General features: G+C 63.4%; 15 protein-coding genes. 5 read left to right on the top strand and 10 right to left on the bottom strand.

Translation table 11 applies throughout. The features are described from left to right. Positions 1-30 precede the first annotated feature (30 nt). From BI327_RS24310 to BI327_RS41840, 6 genes are all read right to left on the bottom strand, one after another. Positions 31-1,500 carry a restriction endonuclease subunit S gene (locus tag BI327_RS24310; RefSeq protein ID WP_076863676.1) on the bottom strand — a complete coding sequence of 490 codons (1,470 nt, stop codon included), beginning with the start codon at positions 1,498-1,500 and terminating at the stop codon, positions 31-33. Then, positions 1,497-2,978, bottom strand: a complete 1,482-nt coding sequence (locus BI327_RS24315; protein ID WP_076863678.1) for a class I SAM-dependent DNA methyltransferase — start codon at positions 2,976-2,978, stop codon at positions 1,497-1,499. The genes BI327_RS24310 and BI327_RS24315 overlap by 4 nt, the downstream gene beginning before the upstream one ends. A 12-nt stretch (positions 2,979-2,990) precedes the next feature. After that, complete coding sequence (hsdR, locus tag BI327_RS24320) at positions 2,991-6,374, bottom strand: type I restriction-modification system endonuclease (protein WP_076863680.1); 3,384 nt, start codon at positions 6,372-6,374, stop codon at positions 2,991-2,993. Between the two features lie 375 nt (positions 6,375-6,749). Then, positions 6,750-8,450, bottom strand: coding sequence for an AMP-binding protein (locus BI327_RS24325; protein WP_076863682.1), 1,701 nt, complete (start codon positions 8,448-8,450; stop codon positions 6,750-6,752). 337 nt (positions 8,451-8,787) lie between these two features. Beyond that, complete coding sequence (locus BI327_RS24330) at positions 8,788-9,981, bottom strand: serine hydrolase domain-containing protein (RefSeq protein WP_076863684.1); 1,194 nt, start codon at positions 9,979-9,981, stop codon at positions 8,788-8,790. Positions 9,982-10,003: 22 nt separating this feature from the next. Further along, a complete protein-coding gene (locus BI327_RS41840) occupies positions 10,004-10,342 on the bottom strand; it encodes a hypothetical protein (protein WP_143271681.1) in 339 nt (112 codons plus the stop codon). On the opposite strand from BI327_RS41840, the gene BI327_RS24335 reads away from it, so the two are divergent. The 3 genes from BI327_RS24335 to BI327_RS24345 all read left to right on the top strand — a co-directional run bounded on the left by BI327_RS24335 (position 10,330) and on the right by BI327_RS24345 (position 14,964). Further along, entirely contained in the window at positions 10,330-10,653 is a 324-nt protein-coding gene (locus BI327_RS24335) for a hypothetical protein (protein ID WP_076863686.1), read from the top strand. The genes BI327_RS41840 and BI327_RS24335 overlap by 13 nt on opposite strands. Positions 10,654-10,779: 126 nt before the next feature. After that, complete coding sequence (locus BI327_RS24340; protein WP_076863687.1) at positions 10,780-12,276, top strand: NAD-dependent succinate-semialdehyde dehydrogenase; 1,497 nt, start codon at positions 10,780-10,782, stop codon at positions 12,274-12,276. A gap of 693 nt (positions 12,277-12,969) precedes the next feature. Then, positions 12,970-14,964 (top strand): TonB-dependent receptor, encoded by a 1,995-nt coding sequence (locus BI327_RS24345; protein WP_245334946.1) that lies wholly within the window; start codon positions 12,970-12,972, stop codon positions 14,962-14,964. Between the two features lie 103 nt (positions 14,965-15,067). Here BI327_RS24345 and BI327_RS24350 read toward each other — a convergent pair whose 3' ends face one another. Continuing rightward, positions 15,068-15,967, bottom strand: coding sequence for an amino acid ABC transporter substrate-binding protein (locus BI327_RS24350; protein ID WP_076863691.1), 900 nt, complete (start codon positions 15,965-15,967; stop codon positions 15,068-15,070). A 137-nt stretch (positions 15,968-16,104) separates the two neighbouring features. On the opposite strand from BI327_RS24350, the gene BI327_RS24355 reads away from it, so the two are divergent. Together BI327_RS24355 and BI327_RS24360 are read left to right on the top strand one after the other, a co-directional pair. Next, complete coding sequence (locus BI327_RS24355; protein WP_076863692.1) at positions 16,105-16,815, top strand: GntR family transcriptional regulator; 711 nt, start codon at positions 16,105-16,107, stop codon at positions 16,813-16,815. 50 nt (positions 16,816-16,865) lie between these two features. Then, positions 16,866-18,236, top strand: coding sequence for an NAD(P)/FAD-dependent oxidoreductase (locus BI327_RS24360; RefSeq protein ID WP_076863694.1), 1,371 nt, complete (start codon positions 16,866-16,868; stop codon positions 18,234-18,236). Here BI327_RS24360 and BI327_RS24365 read toward each other — a convergent pair. From BI327_RS24365 to BI327_RS24375, 3 genes are all read right to left on the bottom strand, one after another. Further along, positions 18,233-20,386: an SLC26A/SulP transporter family protein gene (locus BI327_RS24365; RefSeq protein ID WP_083742213.1), complete on the bottom strand. Its 2,154-nt coding sequence runs from the start codon at positions 20,384-20,386 to the stop codon at positions 18,233-18,235. The genes BI327_RS24360 and BI327_RS24365 overlap by 4 nt on opposite strands. 224 nt (positions 20,387-20,610) lie before the next feature. Continuing rightward, positions 20,611-21,657, bottom strand: coding sequence for a homoserine O-acetyltransferase family protein (locus BI327_RS24370; protein ID WP_076863696.1), 1,047 nt, complete (start codon positions 21,655-21,657; stop codon positions 20,611-20,613). 72 nt (positions 21,658-21,729) lie between these two features. Further along, complete coding sequence (locus BI327_RS24375) at positions 21,730-22,536, bottom strand: crotonase/enoyl-CoA hydratase family protein (protein WP_076863698.1); 807 nt, start codon at positions 22,534-22,536, stop codon at positions 21,730-21,732. Position 22,537 lies beyond the last annotated feature (1 nt).

Below are 22,537 nucleotides of genomic sequence, written 5' to 3' on the forward strand. Positions count from 1 at the left end.
TGAGGGGGTACGAGTATATCTGCGCGCCACTCAGACCGCTACTGCGCGTTTCCGCCTGCCTTTGGTCTTCGGCGTAGACGCCCGCTGGGCCCGAATTCTGTCCAGCAGGACGCTCGCCGGTTCGTCGTTGGGGTCCTGGGGCATCAACTCACCACTGAACGCCTTGGTAAAGATGGAGGCTTCCAGCCGATCGAGGAGCACGCGGACACGCGAAGCTTCGGCTTCGAGACGATCGGCGTGGGCGAACACGTTGCTTAGGCGTTGCAGTATCTCGGCCTGTTCATCGAATGGTGGAAGCGGAATGCCCAGCGCCTTGAGCTTCGATCCATTGACGTTTGCCTGACCAACCTGTTGGCTTGCCACGCGTTCGATCCACGACCGCGCGAACGGCGAATTCAGATATGCGGAGAGTAATTCAGGCAATATGCCAGAAGGTCGAATCCTTATCAGGTAGGAAGCAAACGACGTCGGCTTGTTCAAGTCCCCACAAACAGCCGCTTTGCCCACGAGCTCAAAGCTGTTCGTTCGATTGAACAGCACATCGCCTTGCTTGAGCAAAAGATCAGGAAACTCGTGATGATCTCTGGGGAGGTACTTCAGATCGGTGCGATCGAGCTTTCCTTGCTGGATGTTCCCCATCCGCAGAACTGGAACACCGCTCGAGTCGGATGTTGTCTTGGCCGATGATCCGTATTGGACTTGAGCGACGACCCGATCAATTGAAACCCAGCGCCACGAGGGCGGGACATTGAAGCGAGGGCGCCAATCGATTTCGCTTGGAGGTTTCCTGCGGGGCGAACCTGCCTCAATCCGGTAGGCTTGATCCAGTGCATCGTCCGTGACTATTCCAGAATCGTCCCTCACCATACGCCAATCGGCTGTAAGAGACCCATCAAAGGCGCGGCACACGGACTGCTTTCGCAGTTGCGCGGCCAGCGCTGAACTGCGATCCAGCTCCGCGCGAGCGCGGGCGAGGCGCGCCGTCAGTCCGTCTATCTTGGCTACGATGCGAAGCTGCTCGGTTGTGGGGGGCAGTGGAAACGCCATGGATTCGACGCGTTTGGTCGATACCTCACGAAACGTTGTCCCGCTGGCTAAACTGTCCGCGTAATCCGTCGAAGCAAGTAAGTAGTGGCGCACAAACTCAGGGCTTACACCATTCTCGCAGACCCAACTCTTAAAGCCTTGATTAGTGCAGATTGGGTTCGCCGCAATCGCGCAGTAGCCGATTGGCGCCCTCGACGAGAACAAGACGGCGCCGGCCGGAAGCAAAGTTGCCCCCGAATTAGCGTAGCCTCTCTCGGAAAGATCGCGCCTACCGCGGCCAATATAGGTCTTTCGATAGTTTGTTAGATCGGCTGGGCCTATCCATGCGATTCCGTTGTTAGAGAAATTCTCCGGGACCTTCGTCGAGGGTGTGCCTCCGCCAACGATCCTTGCGACATCAGCGGCGGTGCACCAGACCCATCGATTTGGGATGGACCATCGTTCGATAGTCATTCCGCCGCTTCCTCGACCGCAGAAGCGGCCGTCACAACTTCGAGCTCCTCAACGAGCGCACGGACTTCCTCTAGTGCCGATGAGAGGTGAAGCTCAATCGCTGCAGCGATGTCTTGAGGGGTTTTCAATCCGTCCTCAAGGTCTCCATCGATATCCCTGAGCCAAGTAACGTCGAGGCTATCGCCGCGAGCAGCAATGTCCTCCCGTGCGAAGCAACGAAACCGGCCGGTCTCGCCCTCGTCTCTCCTTTTCGCGCGCCCCCGCGGATCGCTACCAAAGGCCCGCACAAAATCCTCAAAATCCGACGGCTTAAGCGGATTGGTCTTGCCATAGGCGGGCGCATTGGAGCGCATGTCATAGATCCAGACCGCCTTAGTGGCATCCTCAGCCGGAGCCTCTTCCTCGGCGCGGGTGAAGAACAGAACGTTGGTCTTCACCCCCTGGGCGTAAAAAATTCCCGTCGGCAGCCGCAGGATGGTGTGCAGGTCGCACCAGTTCATCAGCCGCTGGCGCAGCTGCTTTCCGCGCCCATCATCGAACAGCACGTTGTCAGGCACGACGACCGCGGCGCGACCGCCCAATTTGAGCGCGCGAATGCAATGCTCGACGAACGGCAGTTGATAGGACGAAACCCGATCGGTGATGGTCAGGTCGTCGCGAGTCGGCGGGCCACCGGCTGGTCCGAATGGCGGATTGGTCAGGATCAGATCGGCATCTTTGAACTTGGGCTGCGCGCCGCTCGGCGAGAGCGTGTCGGCAAGATCAAGGTGGTCCGGATCGACCTTGTGCAGATGCAGGTTCATTAGCAGCAGGCGGAAGGTGTCCTGCACATTCTCGAGGCCGCGCAGCGCCGATTGCAGTTGGAACGTCTGCTGCTTGGGTGAAAGCTCGAAATAGTCGTCGGTCGCCGCCCGCATGGCGCGGTCGGCCGCGATCAGGAAGCCACCTGTGCCGGCGGCCGGGTCCTGAAGCACTTCCCCAGCCTTTGGCTGCATCAGACGAACCATGACGTCGATCAGCACGCGCGGCGTGAAATACTGGCCGGCGCCGCGTTTGGTCTCCTCGGCCATCTTCTGCAACAGGCCCTCATAGGTGTCACCGAAGGCGTCGCGCTCTTCGCTGAACCAGTGCAGTCCGTCGATAGCGTCGATCAGCTTGCGCAAATTGGCCGGTTCGCGGACGATGGTGGCGGCATTCTGGAAGATCGCCACCACCGAGCGGTCGGCGATCTTGGTGCCGTCGCCGAGGTCGATCAGCGCCTGCCGATAGCGTTGCAGCACCTCGGTCTCGCTGGCCGACTTGAGCGCGGCCCAGCGATATTGTTCGGGAATACGGCTCTCATCTTTCTGCTCAGAGGCCATTTTCAGGAACAGCAGGTAAGTCAGTTCGGTGACGTATTGCTGGTAGGTGACGCCGTCTTTGCGCAGCAATGCGCAGAGCCGCCACAGGCGATTGACGAGATCGATTGATGGATTCATTGATTCTCTGGCCTATGCAGCGGGATGATCCCAGATCGCGGAATTGAGATCTTTCAGCACGTCACCTAATCCATGATCGAACTCGCGGTCCACCGATTCGAAGCCGCCAGCCTGTGCAAACAGGGGATCGGCAAGGATTTCGGGATCACCAACGGGCTGTTCCTTGAGGGCACGACCGATGCGAGTGAGCCATTGTCGCTGCTTGGAGGTCCAGTTTCGGCTGGCAATGATTTGTTGCACGCCGTTCTCGACCCGCGTCGCATATGGCACCAGCGGATCGCCCATCGCCGCCTGGCGCACGAAACCGATGATGTGGGCCGCGATGTCGGCGTTACGGGCGCGGCCGTAGGCCTGCCGTAAGCTGGCCTCCGAGAATCCGTTCTCGTCGAGCAGCACAGCGAGCGCTTTCAGTTCCTTGCGGGTCAGTTCGCGCGGCCGCTGGGTCGCTGCAATCAATGCCGGCGCCGCGTTCATGTTGGCGCGCACAAAGGTCTCAAAGCTCTCGATGTAGTCGCCTGGGCTTGCATTGCCGCCGTAATTGTCCTCGACGCCGACCAGTTCGTCCTCATGTTCCGAGATATAAACGCCATCGCCCTTCCGCGCCGGATTGGCAGCATCGAGAACCGACGCCAGCAACGGATGTTGTTGAAACAGGGCGAGTGTTTCCGCGGGTGGCGTAGCCTTGAGCTTGTCCGCAAGGTCTATCAACGGCCCGAGCACGGTCTCCAGCGCCTCGCGCCGGGAGCTGTCGATATGCTTGATGCGCTGGCGCAGCTTGACGACGATCTGGTCTCGGACGAAAGCGCGATCTTCATCCGTCGACGCACGTTGGAGGTCGCCTACGAGCGTGGCAAACGACAGGGCTGGGTCGACGACCACGGGCCGCATGTCCGTGACGTCCTGAAGATTAGCGTAGATATCGACTGCGTCGAATATGCGGAAATACTCTTTCCCGATTTCGTCGCAGCGGCGTGTGGCGCGGCCGATCATCTGGTCATAGAGGATGCGGCTGTTGACCCGGCGGACGAAGACGAGGTTGGTGATCGCCGGCACGTCGATACCGGTGGTGAGCAGGTCGACCGTCACGACATACTTCGGGCGAGGGTCGTTCTTGAAGGCTTTGATACGATCGAGCGGCTTGTCGACCGAGCCGGTGATCTTCTCGACCAGGTCATGCGGCTGCGTGCCATATTCCTCGATCAGAGCCGCGCGCAGTTCCTCCACCAGAATGTCGGCATGATCATCGCGCGCGGCGAACAGCAGCGTCTTGCCGCGCTCCATCGGAGGGCATTCCCGTGCGACGGCGTCAGCCACCGCGCGATTGAACGCGTGGGTGTAGACTTTCTTGTTGAACTCGGCGACTTCGAAATCGACCTGGTCCTCCAGGTTGAACAAATCAACCTGCCCGGTGCGCGGGTCAATGATATTGACCTCTTCTCCCTGCTCGAAACTGATGCCGGTCTGGCTCAGTGCCGTTGTGATGCGACGCGGCGGCCGATGATCAATCAGATATCCATCGATGACCGCCTGCCTGTAGCCATAGCGAAACACCGGGGCGCCGAAGATTTCTCGGGTGTGCAGTGCCGGGGTCGCGGTCAACGCGATCTGCGTCGCGTCGAAATAGTCGAGCACCCGCCGGTAGGCTGACAGGTAGTCATCGAGGTTGCGAAAGCCGAGATCATCCTCGCGCAACTCGGCATCGAGCGTGTAGCCTCTGTGTGCCTCGTCAACGATGATGAGATCGTAGGTGCCGGGCGTTGGTCGGCTCGTGTCCGGATCGTCGAAGATGCGCCGGATCATGGCCTGGACCGTAGCCACCTGGACCCGATCGGTCGCCTCCGGAAACTTGCGGGCGAGGTCGGCGACAGGGAATACCTGATCGAACTTCAGGAAGCCTGCGGTATCCGTTGTGCTCATCGCATCGAGGGTCTGGCGGCCGAGCGCGTTGCGATCAACGAGAAACAGGATTCTGCGGAACCGCTTACGGCGAAGAAGCTCGTACATCAGCGCGATGGCCAAGCGGGTCTTGCCGGTGCCTGTCGCCATCGCGAGGAGGATGTGCCTTTGGCCAGCCGAGATCGCCGTTTCAACCGCGGAGATGGCTTCATCCTGGTATGGCCGCAAACCAGTGACGCCCAGTTCGCGGTCGGCAATTTCGCGCAGCTCGCCGGTCTCTTGATCGAGCCGCTCCGACAGATCGCGCGGCGAAAACCACTCGGAAAGCGCGCGAGGCGCCCCGCCAGTAGGCCGCGCATCCCAAAACCAGATACCGGACTTGGTCGCGAGTTGCTTCACATAGGGACGGCCGTTGGTCACAAACAGGAACGGTACACGGAACTGATCCAGGCCCTGAATCCACGGGCCACCAAAGCCGGTTTCGTCAGGCGTCAGCTTGATGTCTCGTGCGTAGCGCTTTGCCTGCCCGAGCCGACCCGGAACATCCTTGACGCCGCGCTTGGCCTCGATGACGCCGACACAGCGCCCCTCGATGAAAAGAGCGTAGTCCACAGGACCGCTCTCGGTGGGCCATTCGGAGATTGCAATCGACTGTTCAGGCTGCGGCCGTGTCCCGGCCGAATAGCGAAGCTTGCTGCTGTCGACAATCCATCCGGCTGCGCGAAGCTGATCGTCGATCAGGATGCGGGTTGTCGCTTCGTCCAGTTCGACCTTCTCTGCCTGCTTGTTGGCAAGCTGGGTCAGCAGATCAAGTTGCAGCGGCGAGGTGGCTTCGGCGGTGGCTTGGGCGGCCTTGAGAGCCGCTTCGGTCTTCCGAAGACCGGCTTCCGTTTCAGCCGCATATTTCTCCCAGAATTCGCGTTCCTTCTGATGAGCTTCAGCCGTTGATAACGCCTCAAGGCGAGCGGTCTCGGACTCTTGGTAGGCCAAGAGTGCCTTGGCTTCATTGTCCGAGCTGATGCGCGCCTGCTTGCGAAGCTCCTCAATGTCCGCTTTCAGCGCCTTTGTCGCGTCGACGGGCGCGGCCGGCGGCACGAAAGGCCCCGGCTTGAAGCCGGGAACTCCACCGTAGCTTTGATGGAACCAGATCGCGGCTGCGCGCGCAATCTTCAGCGCGGAGAGCGCCTGGGCCGTAGTACCAGCGTTCTCGTGGACTGCTGCATTGCCCAACCGCTTGATATGGAAGAAAAGGTCTGCGACCTCGCGTGGTAGGACAGACCTGACTTTCAAGCTGCGCAACACTTCATCGAATGTCGCGGAGCTTGTTGGCAAAAGCCCGTGGCGAGCCGCCACGTCCTTTGCGATGAACTCGGCAAGCTGCCGCAGTTTGATCAGGGTCGACGGCGCATCGTCGAAAAAATACCGTTCGGCAAGGGCACCCAGGCGCGCAAGACGTTCATCCTGCGCGGCAAGAAAGCTGAAATTGCTGGCGACCCCCATATCCGCAAAGTTATACGGTTTGCCACCAAGCTCAAGCGGCGGTTGCGTCGCAGGTAGTCGGCACTTTGCCTAATCTCACTCGGCCGGCGAATTCTTCCGGCCGGAATTCCGTTGATATTTCAATGTAATAGGTGGTGGAGCGAGTATTGCTTACCCACGAGGGCAGATGGCAAGCGCCAGATAGTCCGGGCGATGTACGCCGCGTGATTTCGGAATAATGGAATAATGCCGCTGAGTTGCCCGACATGTCAAGTCGTCGTGTCGAACACTGGCAGCCGTTGGCTACTTTGCATGGGGTTGTTTTCGATATTTTGACATTGCGCCCCGGCGAAGTCAGCCCTCACCCCGTAAGAACGGGGAGAGGGGGAGCAAAGCTCACGCCGTCTTCGCCGCCTTCAATCCCAGCCGCTTCTCGACCGCGTCGCGCATCACGAACTTCTGGATCTTGCCGGTCACCGTCATCGGGAATTCCTCGACGAACTCGACATAGCGCGGGATCTTGTTGTGGGCTATCTGGCCCTGGCAGAAGGCGCGGACCTCGTCCGCGGTCAGCGTCTCGCCTTGGCGGACTCTCACCCAGGCGCACAACTCCTCGCCATAGCGGCTGTCGGCGACGCCGAAGATCTGCACGTCCTGGATCTTGGGATGGCGGTAGAGGAATTCCTCGATCTCGCGCGGATAAAGGTTCTCGCCGCCGCGGATCACCATGTCCTTGATGCGGCCGACGATGTTGCAATAGCCCTCATCGTCGATCACGGCGAGATCGCCGGTGTGCATCCAGCCATTGGCGTCGAGCACATCAGACGTCTTTTCCTTCTCGTCCCAATAGCCGAGCATGATGCTGTAGCCGCGGGTGCAGAGCTCGCCGCGTTCGCCGCGCGGCACCACCTTGCCGTCGAGATCGACCACCTTGACCTCGACATGCGGATGGATGCGGCCGACGGTGGAGACGCGGCGCTCCAGCGGATCGTCGGTCGCACTCTGGAAGCTCACCGGGCTGGTCTCGGTCATGCCGTAGGCGATCGTCACCTCGCGCATGTTCATCTCGGTGTTGACGCGCTTCATCACCTCGATCGGGCAGGGCGCGCCGGCCATGATGCCGGTGCGCAGCGAGGACAGATCGAAGCGCGAAAATTCCGGATGGTCGAGCTCGGCGATGAACATGGTCGGCACGCCGTACAGCGTTGTGCATTTCTCCTGCGCGACCGTGGTCAGCGTCGCCAAGGGATCAAAGCCTTCGCCGGGATATACCATGGTGGTGCCGAGCGTGACCGAAGCGAGGTTGCCCATCACCATGCCGAAGCAGTGATAGAGCGGCACCGGGATGCAGATGCGGTCCTGTTCGGTCAGGCGCATGGCGCGGCCGGTGAAATAGCCGTTGTTGAGGATGTTGTGATGGGTCAGCGTCACGCCCTTCGGCGAGCCGGTGGTGCCGCTGGTGAATTGGATGTTGACCGGATCGTCGAATTGCAGGCTGTCGCCGAGCGCCGCGAGTTGCTCGCGATGGCGCTCGCCGCCCATCTGAGACACCGCATCGAACGGTATCGTGCCCGGCGCTGCCGGTCCGTCGATCTGGATCACGGCGCGCAGTTGCGGCAGCCGCGCCGATCGCAATTGACCGGGCTCGGCGCTCGCAAGCTCGGGCAGCAACGTGTTGATCATCTCCATATAGGCCGACGTCTTGAATGCAGTCGCGGTCACGATCGCGGCGCAGCCGACCTTACGCAGCGCGAATTCGAGCTCGCTCAAGCGATACGCCGGGTTGATGGTGACGAGGATCAGTCCGGCTTTCGCGGCGGCGAATTGCGTCAGTGTCCATTCCGGCCGGTTCAGCGACCAGATGCCGATCCGCTCGCCGCGTTGCAGGCCGAGCGCGAGGAAGCCCGCCGCAAGCGCCTCGACGCGCGCGGCGAACTCGTTCCAGCTCCAGCGCACATGGTGGCTGGGCGACACCAGCGCCTCGCGGTCGCCCCAGCGCGCGCGTGCGCGATCGAGGCTGCGGCCGATGGTTTCGCCGAGCAGCGGCGTATCTGATATGCCGCAGACATAGCTGTCTGCCTTGGGTGTGGGTGCCAAGCTGGTCCTCCTCGTGGGCGTGTTCGTGTCGCACTTTTTTGCGCAATCTTAGTCGTTTGGCGACGATGGGACAGGCCCGACCTATGGCGGGTATGAAAAATCCCTCCCCGCGAGGGGAGGGATGAAGGGACGAGATGGAACAGCGGTCTCCGCTTCACCTCGCCCCGCGTGCGGGGAGAGGTCGGATCGCATCGAAGATGCGATCCGGGTGAGGGGGAGTCTCCGCGAGCTCGACTGTAACCGCCGACGAGGAAGCAGCCCCTCACCCCAACCCTCTCCCGTAAGAACGGGGAGAGGGAGTTAGGCTGCCATCGCAGTCGCTGTTCGCGTTGGAACCTCAGGCCGCTCGCTGTCCGCTGCCGGCATCGAGGCCGGCATAGATGCCCTTCTCGAAGCCCGCGAAGGCCTCCAGGCTGTGCTTGTCGGCGAACGGCAGCAGCTGGGTCAGGATCACGCCGCAGACGTCGCGCGAAGGATCGATCCAGTAGTAGGTGTTGGCGAGGCCCGCCCAGGCGAGGCTGTTGGGGCTGCGGCCTTCCGGCGTCTTGGCGGTGTTGATCAGGAAGCTCAGTCCCCACTTCTTCACCTGGTCCGGATAGAGGTCGACATCGTTGGTGTACGGCGGCGCTGCCGTGGTCATCTTGCTGACGCTGAGATCGCCCATCTGGTTCTGCCCCATGGCCGCGACGGTCTCGGGCTTCAACAGCTGGTTGCCGTTGCCTTTGCCCTTGTTGAGGATCATCTGGCAGAACTTGATGTAGTCGGCGGCGGTCGAATAGAGGCCGCCGCCACCCATGTGGAATTCAGGATTCTGCTCGAGCTCGAACGGCATCGCCGCCAGCGCTCCGTCCTCGCCCCGCGCGTGCATGCCGACCAGCCGCTTGCGCATGTCGTCCGAGATCTTGAAGCCGGTGTCGCTCATGCCGAGCGGCGCGAACATGTTGTCACGCAAATACGCATCGAGCTTCTTGCCCGATGCTGCTTCCACGGCCTTGCCGACGAAGTCGATATTGATGCCGTATTCCCAGCGCGTGCCCGGATCGCTCGCGAGCGGCGTCTTCAGCGCGGCATTCAGGCAGGAGATGATCCCGGGCGTGCCGGTCTTCTCCATGTATTTCCCCATGTCGGCGTTCCACAGGTCGTAGCAGAAGCCGGCGGTATGGGTCATGAGCTTGCGCAGCGTGATCGGGGTCTTGGCCGGGCGCAATTTCGGCTCGCCTTTGGCATCGAAGCCCTCGAGCACCTGCGGCGCGGCGAGGTCGGGCAACAGCTTGCCGATCGGCTCATCGAGCGACAGCTTGCCCTGCTCGACCAGCTGCATCGCGCCGGCAGAGGTCACCGCCTTGGTCATCGAGGCGATCCAGAACACGCTGTCCGCCGTCATCGGATCGCTCTTGGAGAGGTCGCGCTTGCCGAACGCGCCTTGGTAGATCACGTCCTTGCCGGTGGCCGCGATGGCGACCACGCCGGGAATCTCCTTTGCCTCGCTCTTCTGACGCAATACCTGATCGATCTGGGCCTTGCTTTGCATAGGGGGCTTCCTCCGGTGGGGTTTATTGTTTTGAAGTGGGCGGATCATCCTCCCGCTTTTCCGCTCCCGCAAGGCGGGTGCGGCGCGTTGGTGTCGCGATGTCGTGAAGGCTGGGCTGCGCAGGAACGGCCTGGCTCAGAAGGTGTTCACCACGCGCGCAGATTTTGCGGTGGACTCCGCGCAAGTCCCGGTGACCCAAGAGGGCGGCCACGGTAACGTGATCGGCAGATTGATTTTCGTACCTGTTTTTTTGCATTAACGCATTCAGATCGCTGCATAAACCGTGCGGCGGATTGGGACGAATTTGACGAAAAGCATCGTCATTTCGCGCCTTGCGGGGACGCAGCAATGATTTCGACATGGAGTGAATGGAAGCGCTATCCGCGGCCGGGCCGCGGCGAGAATATCGAGGCGCCGATCAGCCCAGGTCTTTACGAAGTCCGCTACGCGGGTACCGGCGCACTGCACTCATTCGAGGCAGTCGACAATGTCGCGCAGGCGCTGGCGCTGCTGCAGACCGGCGCGAGATCCTGGTTCGGCCGCCGCGATGCGCGGGCCGAGGCCGACCTCGAATACCGGACCTGCGCGACCTCGACCAAGGCGGATGCCAAGGCCGCAGCCGAGCGCATGATCGGCCGGCGTGAAGCCTACATGTCCGGCGGGGCGGTCTGAGCGGCAATCGCGCGCCAGCCCCCAATATTGCTTGAAGCAGGGTCGCGCCCGGCGCCGGTGCACCGCGGCGGCTTTCCGACTATATAGGCGGCGAATACCCTCCCAAGAAATTCCAGGAGTAACGCCATGACCCCGCCCGTTGCCGCACGCGCCACGCAACCCGCAGCATCGTCCCTGCAAAGCCGCTTGAAGGACCCGTCGCTGCTGCGCGACCGCTGCTACATCGACGGCGCCTGGGTCGGCACGCCCGAATTCGCCGTCAACAATCCGGCGACCGGCGTCGAGCTGATCAAGATCCCGCAGTTGGGCGCCGACGATGCGACCAAGGCCGTCGAGGCGGCCGAGCGCGCGTTTCCCGCCTGGGCCAAGCTCACCGCCAAGCAGCGTTCCAACATTTTGCGCAAATGGTTCGACCTGATCATCGCCAACCGCGAGGATCTCGCGCTGATCCTGACCTCCGAGCAGGGCAAGCCGTTGGCGGAAGCGCTCGGCGAAGTCGATATCGGCGCCGCCTATGTCGAGTTCTTCGCCGAAGAAGCCCGCCGCGTCTATGGCGAGACGATTCCGACCCAGCGTGCGGATGCGCGCCTGCTTGCGATCCGGCAGCCGGTCGGCGTTTGCGGCGCCATCACGCCGTGGAATTTCCCGAACTCGATGATCACCCGCAAGGTGTCGCCGGCGCTGGCGGCGGGCTGCACCGTGGTGCTGAAGCCCGCCAACGAGACGCCGCTGTCGGCGCTTGCGCTCGCGGCGCTGGCCGAGAAGGCCGGCGTGCCGAAGGGCGTGTTCAACATCATCACCGGTGACGCGCCGCCGATCGGCAAGGTGCTGTGCGAGCATCCGGCGGTGCGCTTCGTCGGCTTCACCGGCTCGACCAACGTCGGCAAGATCCTCTACCAGCAGGCGTCGGTTGGCGTGAAGAAGCTCGGCCTCGAGCTCGGCGGTAACGCGCCTTTCATCGTGTTCGACGATGCCGATATCGATGCGGCGGTCGAAGGCGCCATCGTCTCGAAGTACCGCAACATGGGCCAGACCTGCGTCTGCGCCAACCGCCTCTATGCCCAGGACAAGGTCTACGACCAGTTCGTCGAGAAGCTGTCGAAGAAGGTCGCGGAGATGAAGATCGGCGACGGCACCGAGCAGGGCGTGACCCAGGGGCCGCTGATCAACATGAAGGCGATCGAGAAGGTCGAGCGGCACATTGCCGATGCCGTAAAGGGCGGCGCCAAGATCGTGACCGGCGGCAAGCGCTCCGCGCTCGGCCGCAGCTTCTTCGAGCCGACCGTGCTGTCGGATGTGAAACCCGATGCGCTGGTCGCGCGGGAGGAAACCTTCGGTCCGCTCGCACCGGTGATCCGCTTCAAGGAAGAGGCCGACGTGATCGCGATGTGTAACGCTTCACCATTCGGGCTGGCCTCGTACTTCTATTCGCGTGACATCGGCCGCGTCTGGCGTGTCGCGGAGGCGCTGGAGTCCGGCATGGTCGGCGTCAACTCCGGCCTGATCACGACCGAGGTCGCACCGTTCGGCGGCGTCAAGGAATCGGGCCTCGGCCGCGAAGGCTCGCGCCACGGCATGGATGAGTATGTCGAGATCAAATACGTGATGATGGCCGGCGTCTGATCGCCGTCATTGCCTGCTTGCTCGAGCCCGGTCCTGATTGAATCAGGGCCGGGCTTTTTGCTGTGTCACGTACGCTTGTCGATGGCTCGGTCTGCCGACGCTCAGCAGTCTGCGACAATTCACCGCGACCACTGATGTGTCGCTCCGATCGCGACGGCGGTCGCATCGAGAATCTCTCTAATCTCAAAAGCGCTGTCAGCAGCCCGCAACAACGCGCAGCCTACGGTAAACAATATCCGAAACGCGTAATCTGCCGCATCGACGCAGTCTCGCGCGGCGCGCTGCATCGCTGTTGCTTAGATGCGTTCTAGTTGGCGTCACAGCGCGTGCTGTTTATGCCCCGGTCGTCGCGCTCGAACTCTGACGATGTGTTCGAAACGAAACCAAAAAGACTCCGGGGAACTCATGCTCGTCAGTTCAAACGCTCCGCGCGCATTCCGGCTCGCGTGCGCGTCTCTCGTCCTATCCGCGGTTCCCTCGTTTGCTCAGTCGCCGCAGCAAGCACCTGTGAGCAACGTTGCTCCACTTCCCCCTGTTGTCGTAACCGCGCCTCAGCATCGCTCGACGCCGGTTCGGAGGTCGTCATCGTCGCGGCCGGCGCGCTCGTCGGCAGCGCATCAAGCGAGCCAGCGGCAGCACGCGCCGGCACAAGCAGCCACGCCGACGGCCGGTACGCGGCAGGCGGCGTTGCCCGTGCCTTATATCGGCGGCCAGGTCGCGCGCGGCGGGCAACTCGGCCTGCTCGGCAACAAGGACTATATGGACACGCCGTACAGCCAGACGAGCTACACGGAGCAGACGATCAGGGATCAGCAGGCGACCAGCGTTGCGGAAGTGCTGACAAACTCCGATCCTTCGGTGCGTGCCGCGATCGGCAGCAGCAACCGTTATGACGCGCTGACCATCCGCGGTTTCCGGATCGAGAACAGCGAAATCGCCTTGAACGGACTTTATGGCCTTGTTCCGGCCTATCGCGTCAATCCGGCTCCGATCGAGCGCATCGAGCTGCTGAAGGGACCGGCTGCCTTTCTCAATGGCATGGCTCCGCAAGGCAGCATCGGCGGCACGGTCAACGTCGTGACCAAGCGGGCCACGGAAGACCTCACCCGCCTCACCGCGGGCTATATCTCGGATGGACGTTTCGGCACCGAGCTCGATCTCGCGCGGCGCTACGGCGAGCAAAAGGAGTGGGGCGTTCGCTTCAATGGCGGGATCGACGGTGGCAACACCGCGATCGACCGTCAGTCGGTGCGCAACGGCGTCGGCTCGCTCGGCGTGGATTACCACGGCGAGCGCTTCCGCTGGTCTGCCGACATCATCTCGCAGGATGACTGGATGAAGGCCGCCCAGCGCGGCTATACGCCGGTGCCCGGCATCGCCATGCCGAACGCACCCGATCCACGCATCAACCTGGCGCAGCCATTCGACTATGCGCGGTCGCGCAGTCTGACCGGGCTGACCCGTGCGGAATACGATCTGAGCAACAACGTCACGATGTTCGGCGCGATCGGCGGCAATGAATTCCGCTACGACAAGCGGGAAGACCCGGGCGCGACGATCCTCGACACGGCGGGCGATGCGTTGGGCACGTCCCGCTTCCAGACCGGCAAATCGGAAGCCTTCTCGGGCGAGGCGGGGGTGCGTGCGCGCTTCGACACCGGCCCAATCGGTCATGAGGTCGTGGTCAGCGGCAGCGCGCAGAACCGGACCGATTGGCTCGGCCAGACCAATTACGGGACCTATCTTACCAACATCTACAGCCCGACCTTGCTGGCGACGCCCGGCACGCCGGTCTCGACGTTCGCGGAGGGCAAGTCCGGCTTCCTCGGGCTGCGCAGCGTCGGCGTCGCCGACACGCTCACGACGATGGGCGGGATGCTGCAACTGATCGTTGGCGCGCGGCAGCAGCAGGTGATCGCAAACAGCTTCGCTCCGGTCACCGGCCTCGAGACGACGCACTACGATCAGAGCGCGACATCGCCGTCGATCGCCCTCGTGGTCAGGCCGATCAAGCAGCTGTCGTTCTATGCGAACTACATCGAAGGCCTGTCGCCCGGGCCGACGCCGCCCTCCGGCGCGGTCAATACCAATGCGGTGTTTGCGCCGTTCAAGACGCGGCAAGTCGAGGTCGGCACCAAGCTGGATCTCGGCGGCTTCGGCGCGAGCCTTGCGGCGTTCCAGATCAGCCAACCGAGCGGCGTGATCGATCCGATCACCAAGATCTACAGCCTCGACGGCCAGCAGAGGAATCGCGGCATCGAGCTCAACACCTTTGGCGAGGTCGCGCCCGGCGTCCGCGTGCTCGGCGGCGTGACCTGGCTCGATGCCCGGCTCACCCAGACACAAGGCCACCTCTACGACGGCAATCACGCGATCGGCGCGCCCGGTCTGCAAGGCAATCTCGGCGTCGAATGGGATACCCCTTTCGTGCCCGGCCTCACCGCGACGGCGCGTGCGATTTACACCAGCCGGGCCTATGTCAGCGCCGACAACACCCAGAGCGTCCCCGACTGGGCGACCTTCGACATCGGTGCGCGCTACGCGACGACGCTCGCGGGGCGTCCGACCACGTTCAGGGCACAGCTGACCAATCTGTTCGACAAGCACTACTGGATCGGCAATCCGACCGGCTATGTGATCAGCGGCATGCCGCGGACGCTGTGGCTGTCCATGACCGTCGACTTCTAGGGCATGATGAATTGAATCGTTTTGGCCACGCGGCTCGCTTCACCTCACCCAAGGGAGAGGTGAAGCCCTGCTGCCGATCCACCGCCGCGTTGGCGATGGCCCCTCACACGCCCTTGTCGTTCGGATTCGCGACGGCGTCCTTCAGCGGCGCCGTCATCGGGAAATTCAGGTTCACGTTCTTCGGCGGAATCGGCCGCGTGAACCATTTTGCGTAGAGCTCCTGGAATTCGTTGCTCTTCATCATGGCGACCAGCGTGTTGTCGACCAGCGCCTTGAACTCCGGATCGCCCTTGCGGATGATCAGCCCGTAGGGCTCGGTGCGCAGGCTGTCGTCGATGATGCGCCAGTCCGCCGGGTTGCGGCTGCCCGCGATCAGGCTCGCCAGCAGAATGTCGTCCATCACGAACGCCTCGCTGCGCCCGGTGGTCAGCGCAAGGAACGACGCGGCATGGTCCGCCGTCAGGATGTTCTTGGTCTGAAAGTTCTTCTCCTGCGCACGCGCGCTCAGCAGCCCGATCGAGGTCGAGCCCGAGGTCAGCGAGACCGGCCGGCCGCCGAGATCCTCGAAGGTCTTGATCGGCGCGTCCTTCTGCACGACGGCGCGGATGCTCGACACGAAGATCGTGTCGCTGAAGGCGACCACCTTCTGCCGCTCCAGCGTATTGGTCGCGGGGCCGCAGACGATGTCGATGGTGCCGTTTTCGATGAGAGGTATCTGGGTAGAGAGTTGGATCGGCTGCAGCCTGGTCTGTAGCGCGGGCAGCTTGAGCTCGGCCTTCACCGCATCGACGATCCGCGCGCAGAGGTCCATCGCAAAGCCGACCGGCTTCTGATTGTCGTCGAGATAGGAAAAGGGGACCGAGACGTCGCGGTGCCCGAGCCGGATTTCACCGGCATCGCGGATCTTGGCCAGGGTGTCACCAGGCGATTGGGCCAGCGCCGGCGCGGATCCGGTCGCCGCAAGAAAGGCTATGCAAATCAATTGCTTGGCGGTTTGGCTCATCTGGTTCTCGCGAACATCGGCGGGACTGGATACAATAGACCAAGATTTTATACACAGGATTGCATAATCGGCAAATCGATTTTATACAATCTGAACTCGATCGGATATCCTGTGGCACCGAGGAAGAGAGAAGCCGGATGGAACCAGTCACCGCCACCAGCCATCGCGGGGCCGGAGCCCACGGTTCGGCGCCCGACGCCGTCCGCGAGGCGCTGCGGGCTGCGATCAGCTCGGGCGAGCTCGCGCCCGGCGCCCAACTGCGTCAGGACGAGCTCGCCGCACGGTTCGGGACCAGCCGCATCCCGGTGCGTGAGGCGCTGCGCCAGCTCGAAGCCGAGGGTTTCGTCACCTTCCTGCCGAATCGCGGCGCCGTCGTCTCGGATCTATCGATCGACGAGGTGATCGAGCTGCTCGAGATTCGCATCGCACTTGAATGCCACGCGTTGCGACTGGCGATCCCCGCGATGGGCGAGATCGATCTCGAGGCGGCGACGAAGATCCTCCGCGCCTACGACGCCGAACCCGATCCGGCGCAATGGGGCGCCTTCAACTGGAAATTCCACGCCACGCTCTACGCGCCGTGCAACCGGCCGCGCCTGCTTTCGATGATCGAGGCGAATTACGGCCATGTCGGCCGCTTCACGCGGGCGCTGGTCTCCCAGGCGACCGGCAAGGAGCGGCCGCAGCGCGAGCATTACCGTCTGCTCGAGTTCTGCCGCGACGGCGAGATCAAGAAGGCGGTCCGCCTGCTGCGCGATCACATCGAGGAGACGCAGAAGACACTGCGCTCGGCGCAGCGCCAGGCGTTGCGCGATGTCGGCCCCGAACGCCCGATCGGATCGCCGTAGGACAGTTTGAACAATCGCTGGCTCCGTTGCGGGCCGATCGGAGATTCTGCGTGAAGACCAATGACGTCGAAATCCTGGTGATCGGTGCGGGCATCGTCGGCATCGCCACGGCCTATTACCTCGCCGTGCAACACAGGCGGTCGCGCCTGCTCGTCGTCGACGAGGGCCAGCCGATGGCGCTGACCTCGGCACAGTCGGGCGAGAACTACCGCAACTGGTGGCCGCATCCGACGATGGCCGACTTCACCAATCATTCCACCGACCTGATGGAGGAGATCGCGCGCCGCAGCGACAACCGCATCCACATGACGCGGCGCGGTTATCTTCTGGTCACGCGCGAGGCAAAGCCGGAGGAATTGCTGCGGCAAATCCACGCCGGCTACGGCGCGCAGGCCGCAAAGCTGATCCGCCTGCATGAGGGCGCTGGCCGCGGCTACGCGCCGCCGGATTCGGCCGACTGGCAGGGCGCGCCCGATGGCGTCGACGTCCTGCTCGGGCGCGACCTGATCAGGGCGCATTACCCGACATTCGATCCGGAGGTCTCGACCGCGCTGCATATCCGCAGGGCCGGCGACATCAGCGGCCAGCAGCTTGGCCAGTACATGCTGGAGACCATGCGGCCATCAGGCGCGCAATTTCAGCAGGCCAAAGTGCTCGGCATCGCGAAGGCCGACCGCTTCATCGTCGATGTGCTGGCCAATGGCTCGCGACAGACCATCAAGGCCGACATCATCGTCAACGCCGCTGGGCCGTTCGCCGCGCAGGTCGCGGCGATGCATGGCGAAGAGCTGCCGATCGTCAACATGCTGCAGCAAAAGATCGCGTTCGCCGACCGAAACCGCGCGGTCGATCGCAAGATGCCGTTTGCGATCGATCTCGACGGTCAGACGCTGGCCTGGTCCAACGACGAGCGCGAGGCGCTTTCAGCGGCGCCGGAATTTTCGCGCCTGCTGGCGCCGATGCCGGGCAGCATCCATTGCCGGCCTGACGGCGGCGATCACGGCGAATGGATCAAGCTCGGTTGGGCCTTCAACGAAGAGCAGACTACGGCACCGGTCCGCGAGCCGGAGCTGAACCCTTATTTCCCGGAAGTCGTGCTGCGCGCGGCGAGCCGGCTACAGCCAAAGCTCGCGCAGTATCTCGGCGCGCTGCCGCGCGACCGCGTGCATTATGGCGGCTACTATCCGATGACGAAGGAAAACTGGCCGCTGATCGGCGCTGCGAAGACGCCGGGCGTGTTCCTCGCCACCGCGCTGTCGGGCTATGGCACGATGGGCGCCTGCGCCACCGGCGACCTCTGTGCCCGCGCCGTCGCCGGCGCGCCGGTGCCTGGTTTCGCCCGCAGCCTCTCGCTCGCACGCTATGACGACAAGGCGCTGATGGACGAACTTCAGGCCAGCGAGAGCCGAGGCCTGCTTTAACGCCGCAGCACGGCGATCGTGCGGTTGGCGAAGGTCAGCCGCTCCGCCATCACGGAAACGAAATAGGTCAGCAGCTTCTGGCTGAGCTCGGGGTCCTCGTCGCGGAGTGCCGCGAACTGGTGGGTATTCAGCACATAGAGCACGCTCGCCATCTCGGCCTGGATGGTCGCGCTGCGCGGGGTGTGTGCGACGAGGCCCATCTCGCCGATCGTGGTGTAACGGCCGAGGCTGCGCACCCGCGTGGTACGGCCGTCCTCGGCGGGCACCATGATGCCGACACGGCCGTCGAGGATGAAGTGCATGGAATCGGCGGCGTCGCCGGCGTGCACGATGACGTCGCCGGCGTCGACCTCGATGCGCTGGCAGCGCCGGATCAGTTCGTCGGCATCGTTCTCGCTGTCGAGCATGCCGGCGAACCAGCCGCGCAGATCGGCCTCTTCCTGCGCCAGCTCCTGGTGCTGGGCAATGATCTGGTTCTCGCACCATTCCAGCGCGTGATCGAGCTCGTCGATCACGGCGACATCATCGGTGATGAAGTCGCTGGCGCGCAGCACCTGCTCCGCCTTCGCCGACAGATGCACCAGCACCAGCTCGACGCCGACCTCGTGCGCGCTGCGCTTGATCTGCGCAAAGCTGTAGGCCGCCGACGAATCGACGCCGGTGACGAGCTTGAAGTCGAACAGCAAATAGCGGCACTCCGCCTGCTCGCGCAGCAGCGCCTTGACGTGCTGGTAGAGCCGGTTGGCGGAGCCGAAAAACAGATAGCTTTGCAGGGTCAGTCCCTGAATCTTGCCGCCATGGGCCGACAGCACCTCGCGGTCGTCGCGCGAGCGATCCAGCGAGCTGCGATATTCCGAGCCGTCAAAGCCGTATTTGATCGCCTCTACCCGCGCCGCGCTCAACGCAAACGTGGCGCAGCCGATGATGATTCCGATCAGGATGCCGGGCACGAAGCCCCAAGCCACGATGATGACGACGATCGCAAGCAGCGAGACATACTCGGTCTTCGACAGCCGCTTGCGCGACTCGATCATCCATTTGTGCAGCTGGTCGGCGCCGAGATAGATCAACAGCCCGCCGAGCACGAATTTCGGCATGTAGCCGAGCAGCTGCGGCGCCACGGCCAGCATCAAGAGCGAGATCGCCGCGACCGTCAGCCCGGACAGCCGGCCGCGGCCGCCGCTGGAGAAATTCAGGATCGAGCGGCTGACCGAGATGCAGCCGGCATAGCCGGCCAGCGCGCCGGTCAGGATGTTGGCGAAGCCGGTGATGTTGAGCTCGCGCTCCAGATTGGCCTCGCGATGCACCGCGACTTCGATTCCGGTGGTGTTGAACAGCGTGCTCGCCGCGGTGACGAAGATGACCGCGATCATGTTGCCGAGCAGGTCCGGCACCGCCGACCACGGATATTGCGCAAGCTCGGCTGCGTGCCACGGCAGCATGAAGGTCGATGCCGGCGGCGGCTCGAAGGTCCAGCCGGTCAGGTGCGCTTCCTCGGGCGTGAGACCGATGATCCAGAAGGTGAGATGCGCCACGATCACGCCGCCGACCAGGATGATCGGCAGGCCGAACGGGGTGCGCGAGCGGTGCCAGGTCAGATACAGCACCAGCGCCATGGCGCAGGCGGCGCTCAGCTCGGAGATCGTGATCATATTGGTGAAGTGGAACAGGGTGCTCAGCTGCACGGGATAACCCGTGATCACCCTGATTGCGCCGAGCACGATCAATAGGCCGGTCGCCCCGAGGAACCCGCCGACCACGGGATATGGCACGTAGCGGATGGCGCGGCCGAACCGCGTCAGGCCGAGGCAGCACAGCACGATGCCGGTGACGATGGTCGCGAGCCCCAGCGTGATCAGCACCGGCGCAAGCAGCGGCGCCGTCGGATTGACGGCAGTGATGCGCTCGACCAGCGAGGCCATCAAAATTCCCGTCACCGCCGCGGTGGAGGTGTCGGGTCCTGCGACCGCGAACGGCAGCGAGCTGCCGAGCGCGATCAGGGTCGCGAGCACCGCCGAGGAGATGAAGGTCGCCGCGACGCCGTATGACAGATAGGGCGACAATGGGCCGGCGAAGATCAGCAGCGCATAGGACAGGCCGAAGGTGATGCCGAGCACGCTGGCCGCACCGCCGCCGAGAATGTCATGCATGGCCCGCCGCGCCCGCGAGCCGAAATAAAGCGACCGACTAATCACGTTGAAAAAATGTCCTAAACTTTCGCCGCCAGTCGTAGACGAGCCCAGCGCAGGACCACAACAGGATTTTTGTGACAAGCGGTTCTCAACGCGTGCATTTTTCGCCGCTCCCGCTCCCGCTCCCGCTTGCGCGGGCGCCGGTACGCCGCGAGGCCCGTTCAATCGGGCATCACAGGTGTCTAACCGAGGCCATCCATGAACGCGCGCAACCGCGGCGCCCACTTGTGCGCGTCGCGGCCCGATGCCGAGTGGCCGTAGTCGCTGTCGAGCAGGAAGTAATCGGCGTCGACGCCGGCGCCCTTCAGCGCCGGCATCACCTGCTGCGCGAGCTCCGGCGGAAACAGTCGGTCGGTCCGCGACAGCACGTAGAGCAGCTTGGCCTTGATCTGTCCGAACTGCGCCGTCACGTCGAAGCCGCGCAGCGCCTTGGCGAGCGTCAGCAGCGAATTGGCGTCGAACCCTCTCGCCCATTCCGTCGCCTCGGCGCGGATCGCGGCCTCGATGTCGCCGGGATCGCTCAGCGTATCGCGCAGCCGCGTCTCGATGCCGTAGGTCTTCAAGGTTGCGGTACGGATCTGGATCATGCTTTCGAGCATGCCGCCGTGATCGTAATAATCGCCGCCGTTCCAGTTCGGATCCTGCGACAGCGTTGCCATTAAGCGTGCAACGTTGCCTTCGGCGCGCTCGCGCGGCACCAGCGGTGCAGTGACGACAGCGGCGATGCCGCGCATGGCGTCGGGATAGTTCACCGCCCATTGCAGCGCCTGGAATCCGCCGTAGGACGGGCCGACGATCGCGACCAGCTTCCCGATGCCGAGATCATCGAGCAGGGCGCGCTGGGTGGCGACGATGTCGCTGACGGTGATATCAGGAAAGCGTGATCCATAACGCCGGCCCGTCCGCGGATCGATGCTCGCCGCGTTGGTCGAGCCGTAGGACGAGCCCAGCATGTTCGGGCAGATCGCGAAGTAGCGGTTGGTGTCGACGGCCTTGCCGGGGCCGACGATCTCGCACCAGCTGCCTTCGCCGGTCGATCCGCCGGGATCGATCATCTGCGGCCCGCTGGTGTTGCCGTGGGTGACCAGCACGACATTGTCACGGTTCGGCGCCAGCGTACCGACGGTGCGGTACGCGATCGTGACTTCCGGCAGCACGCTGCCGTTCTGCAAGCGGACATCCGACGTGGTGAAGGTCTTCAGCTCGGTTGCGATCGATTGTTCGGTCATTGTCTTGCTTTCGGAATGGCTGCGACAGCTCAGCACGTCGCCGGCAGGAACGCAAAGGCGGGCGCTTTGCGACTAACCGTGCCCGCCCTCATTGCCGAAGGTGCCGTGACGGCCGACGCCCGAGGCAAAGCGGGTCGCACCCGCCAGCGTTTCGCCCGAGGCGATCACCTCAAGGCCGCCGCGCATCTCGTTCCGGATGGCCTCTTCCTCGTCGAGGTCCCACTGCCGCAGCGCCGACAGGCGGTCGGCACGCATGCAGTTCTGCGGGAATTTCGCGATGTCCTTGGCGAGCGCGATGGCGTGCGCGCGCGTCTCGCCCTTCGGCACCAGCCGGTTGGCGAGGCCCATGCGATGCGCCTCTGGGCCTGTGACCGGGCGTCCGGTGAGGATCAGGTCGATCGCCTGCGAATGGCCGATCAGCCGCGGCAAGCGGATGGTGCCGAGGTCGATCAGCGGCACACCGAAGCGGCGGCAGAACACGCCGAAGGTGGCGTCCTCGGCGACCACGCGCATGTCGGCCCACAGCGCGAGCTCCATGCCGCCGGCGACCGCAAAGCCCTCGATCGCGGCGATCACGGGCTTCGAGAGCCGCAGCCGGCTCGGCCCCATCGGCGCGATCGTGTTGTGGCCGCCGACCTCGCGCTTCTTCTCGGGATCGCCCGTCGCCACCGCCTTCAGGTCGGCGCCCGCGCAGAAATAGCCGCCGGTGCCGGTGAACACCGCGACCGATGCGCTGGCATCGGCGTCGAACGCGAGGAACGCGTCATACAGTTTTCGCGCGGTGGCGCCGTCGACTGCGTTGCGGTTATGCGGACGGTTGATGGAGATGATGGTGATCGGACCATCGCGCTCGACGAGCACGGTATCGGCATCGGACATG

The organism is Bradyrhizobium mercantei (assembly GCF_001982635.1).
In the GTDB taxonomy this organism is placed as follows: domain Bacteria; phylum Pseudomonadota; class Alphaproteobacteria; order Rhizobiales; family Xanthobacteraceae; genus Bradyrhizobium; species Bradyrhizobium mercantei.

Bases quoted from the DNA above. Each gene is read 5' to 3' on its own strand.
- BI327_RS24370 (WP_076863696.1), bottom strand. From the start codon at position 21,657: ATGACCGAACAATCGATCGCAACCGAGCTGAAGACCTTCACCACGTCG.
- BI327_RS24355 (WP_076863692.1), top strand. From the start codon at position 16,105: ATGGAACCAGTCACCGCCACCAGCCATCGCGGGGCCGGAGCCCACGGT.
- BI327_RS24340 (WP_076863687.1), top strand. From the start codon at position 10,780: ATGACCCCGCCCGTTGCCGCACGCGCCACGCAACCCGCAGCATCGTCC.
- BI327_RS24375 (WP_076863698.1), bottom strand. From the start codon at position 22,536: ATGTCCGATGCCGATACCGTGCTCGTCGAGCGCGATGGTCCGATCACC.
- hsdR (WP_076863680.1), bottom strand. From the start codon at position 6,374: ATGGGGGTCGCCAGCAATTTCAGCTTTCTTGCCGCGCAGGATGAACGT.
- BI327_RS24330 (WP_076863684.1), bottom strand. From the start codon at position 9,981: ATGCAAAGCAAGGCCCAGATCGATCAGGTATTGCGTCAGAAGAGCGAG.
- BI327_RS24310 (WP_076863676.1), bottom strand. From the start codon at position 1,500: ATGACTATCGAACGATGGTCCATCCCAAATCGATGGGTCTGGTGCACC.
- BI327_RS41840 (WP_143271681.1), bottom strand. From the start codon at position 10,342: ATGTCGAAATCATTGCTGCGTCCCCGCAAGGCGCGAAATGACGATGCT.
- BI327_RS24365 (WP_083742213.1), bottom strand. From the start codon at position 20,386: ATGCATGACATTCTCGGCGGCGGTGCGGCCAGCGTGCTCGGCATCACC.
- BI327_RS24350 (WP_076863691.1), bottom strand. From the start codon at position 15,967: ATGAGCCAAACCGCCAAGCAATTGATTTGCATAGCCTTTCTTGCGGCG.
- BI327_RS24315 (WP_076863678.1), bottom strand. From the start codon at position 2,978: ATGAATCCATCAATCGATCTCGTCAATCGCCTGTGGCGGCTCTGCGCA.
- BI327_RS24335 (WP_076863686.1), top strand. From the start codon at position 10,330: ATGATTTCGACATGGAGTGAATGGAAGCGCTATCCGCGGCCGGGCCGC.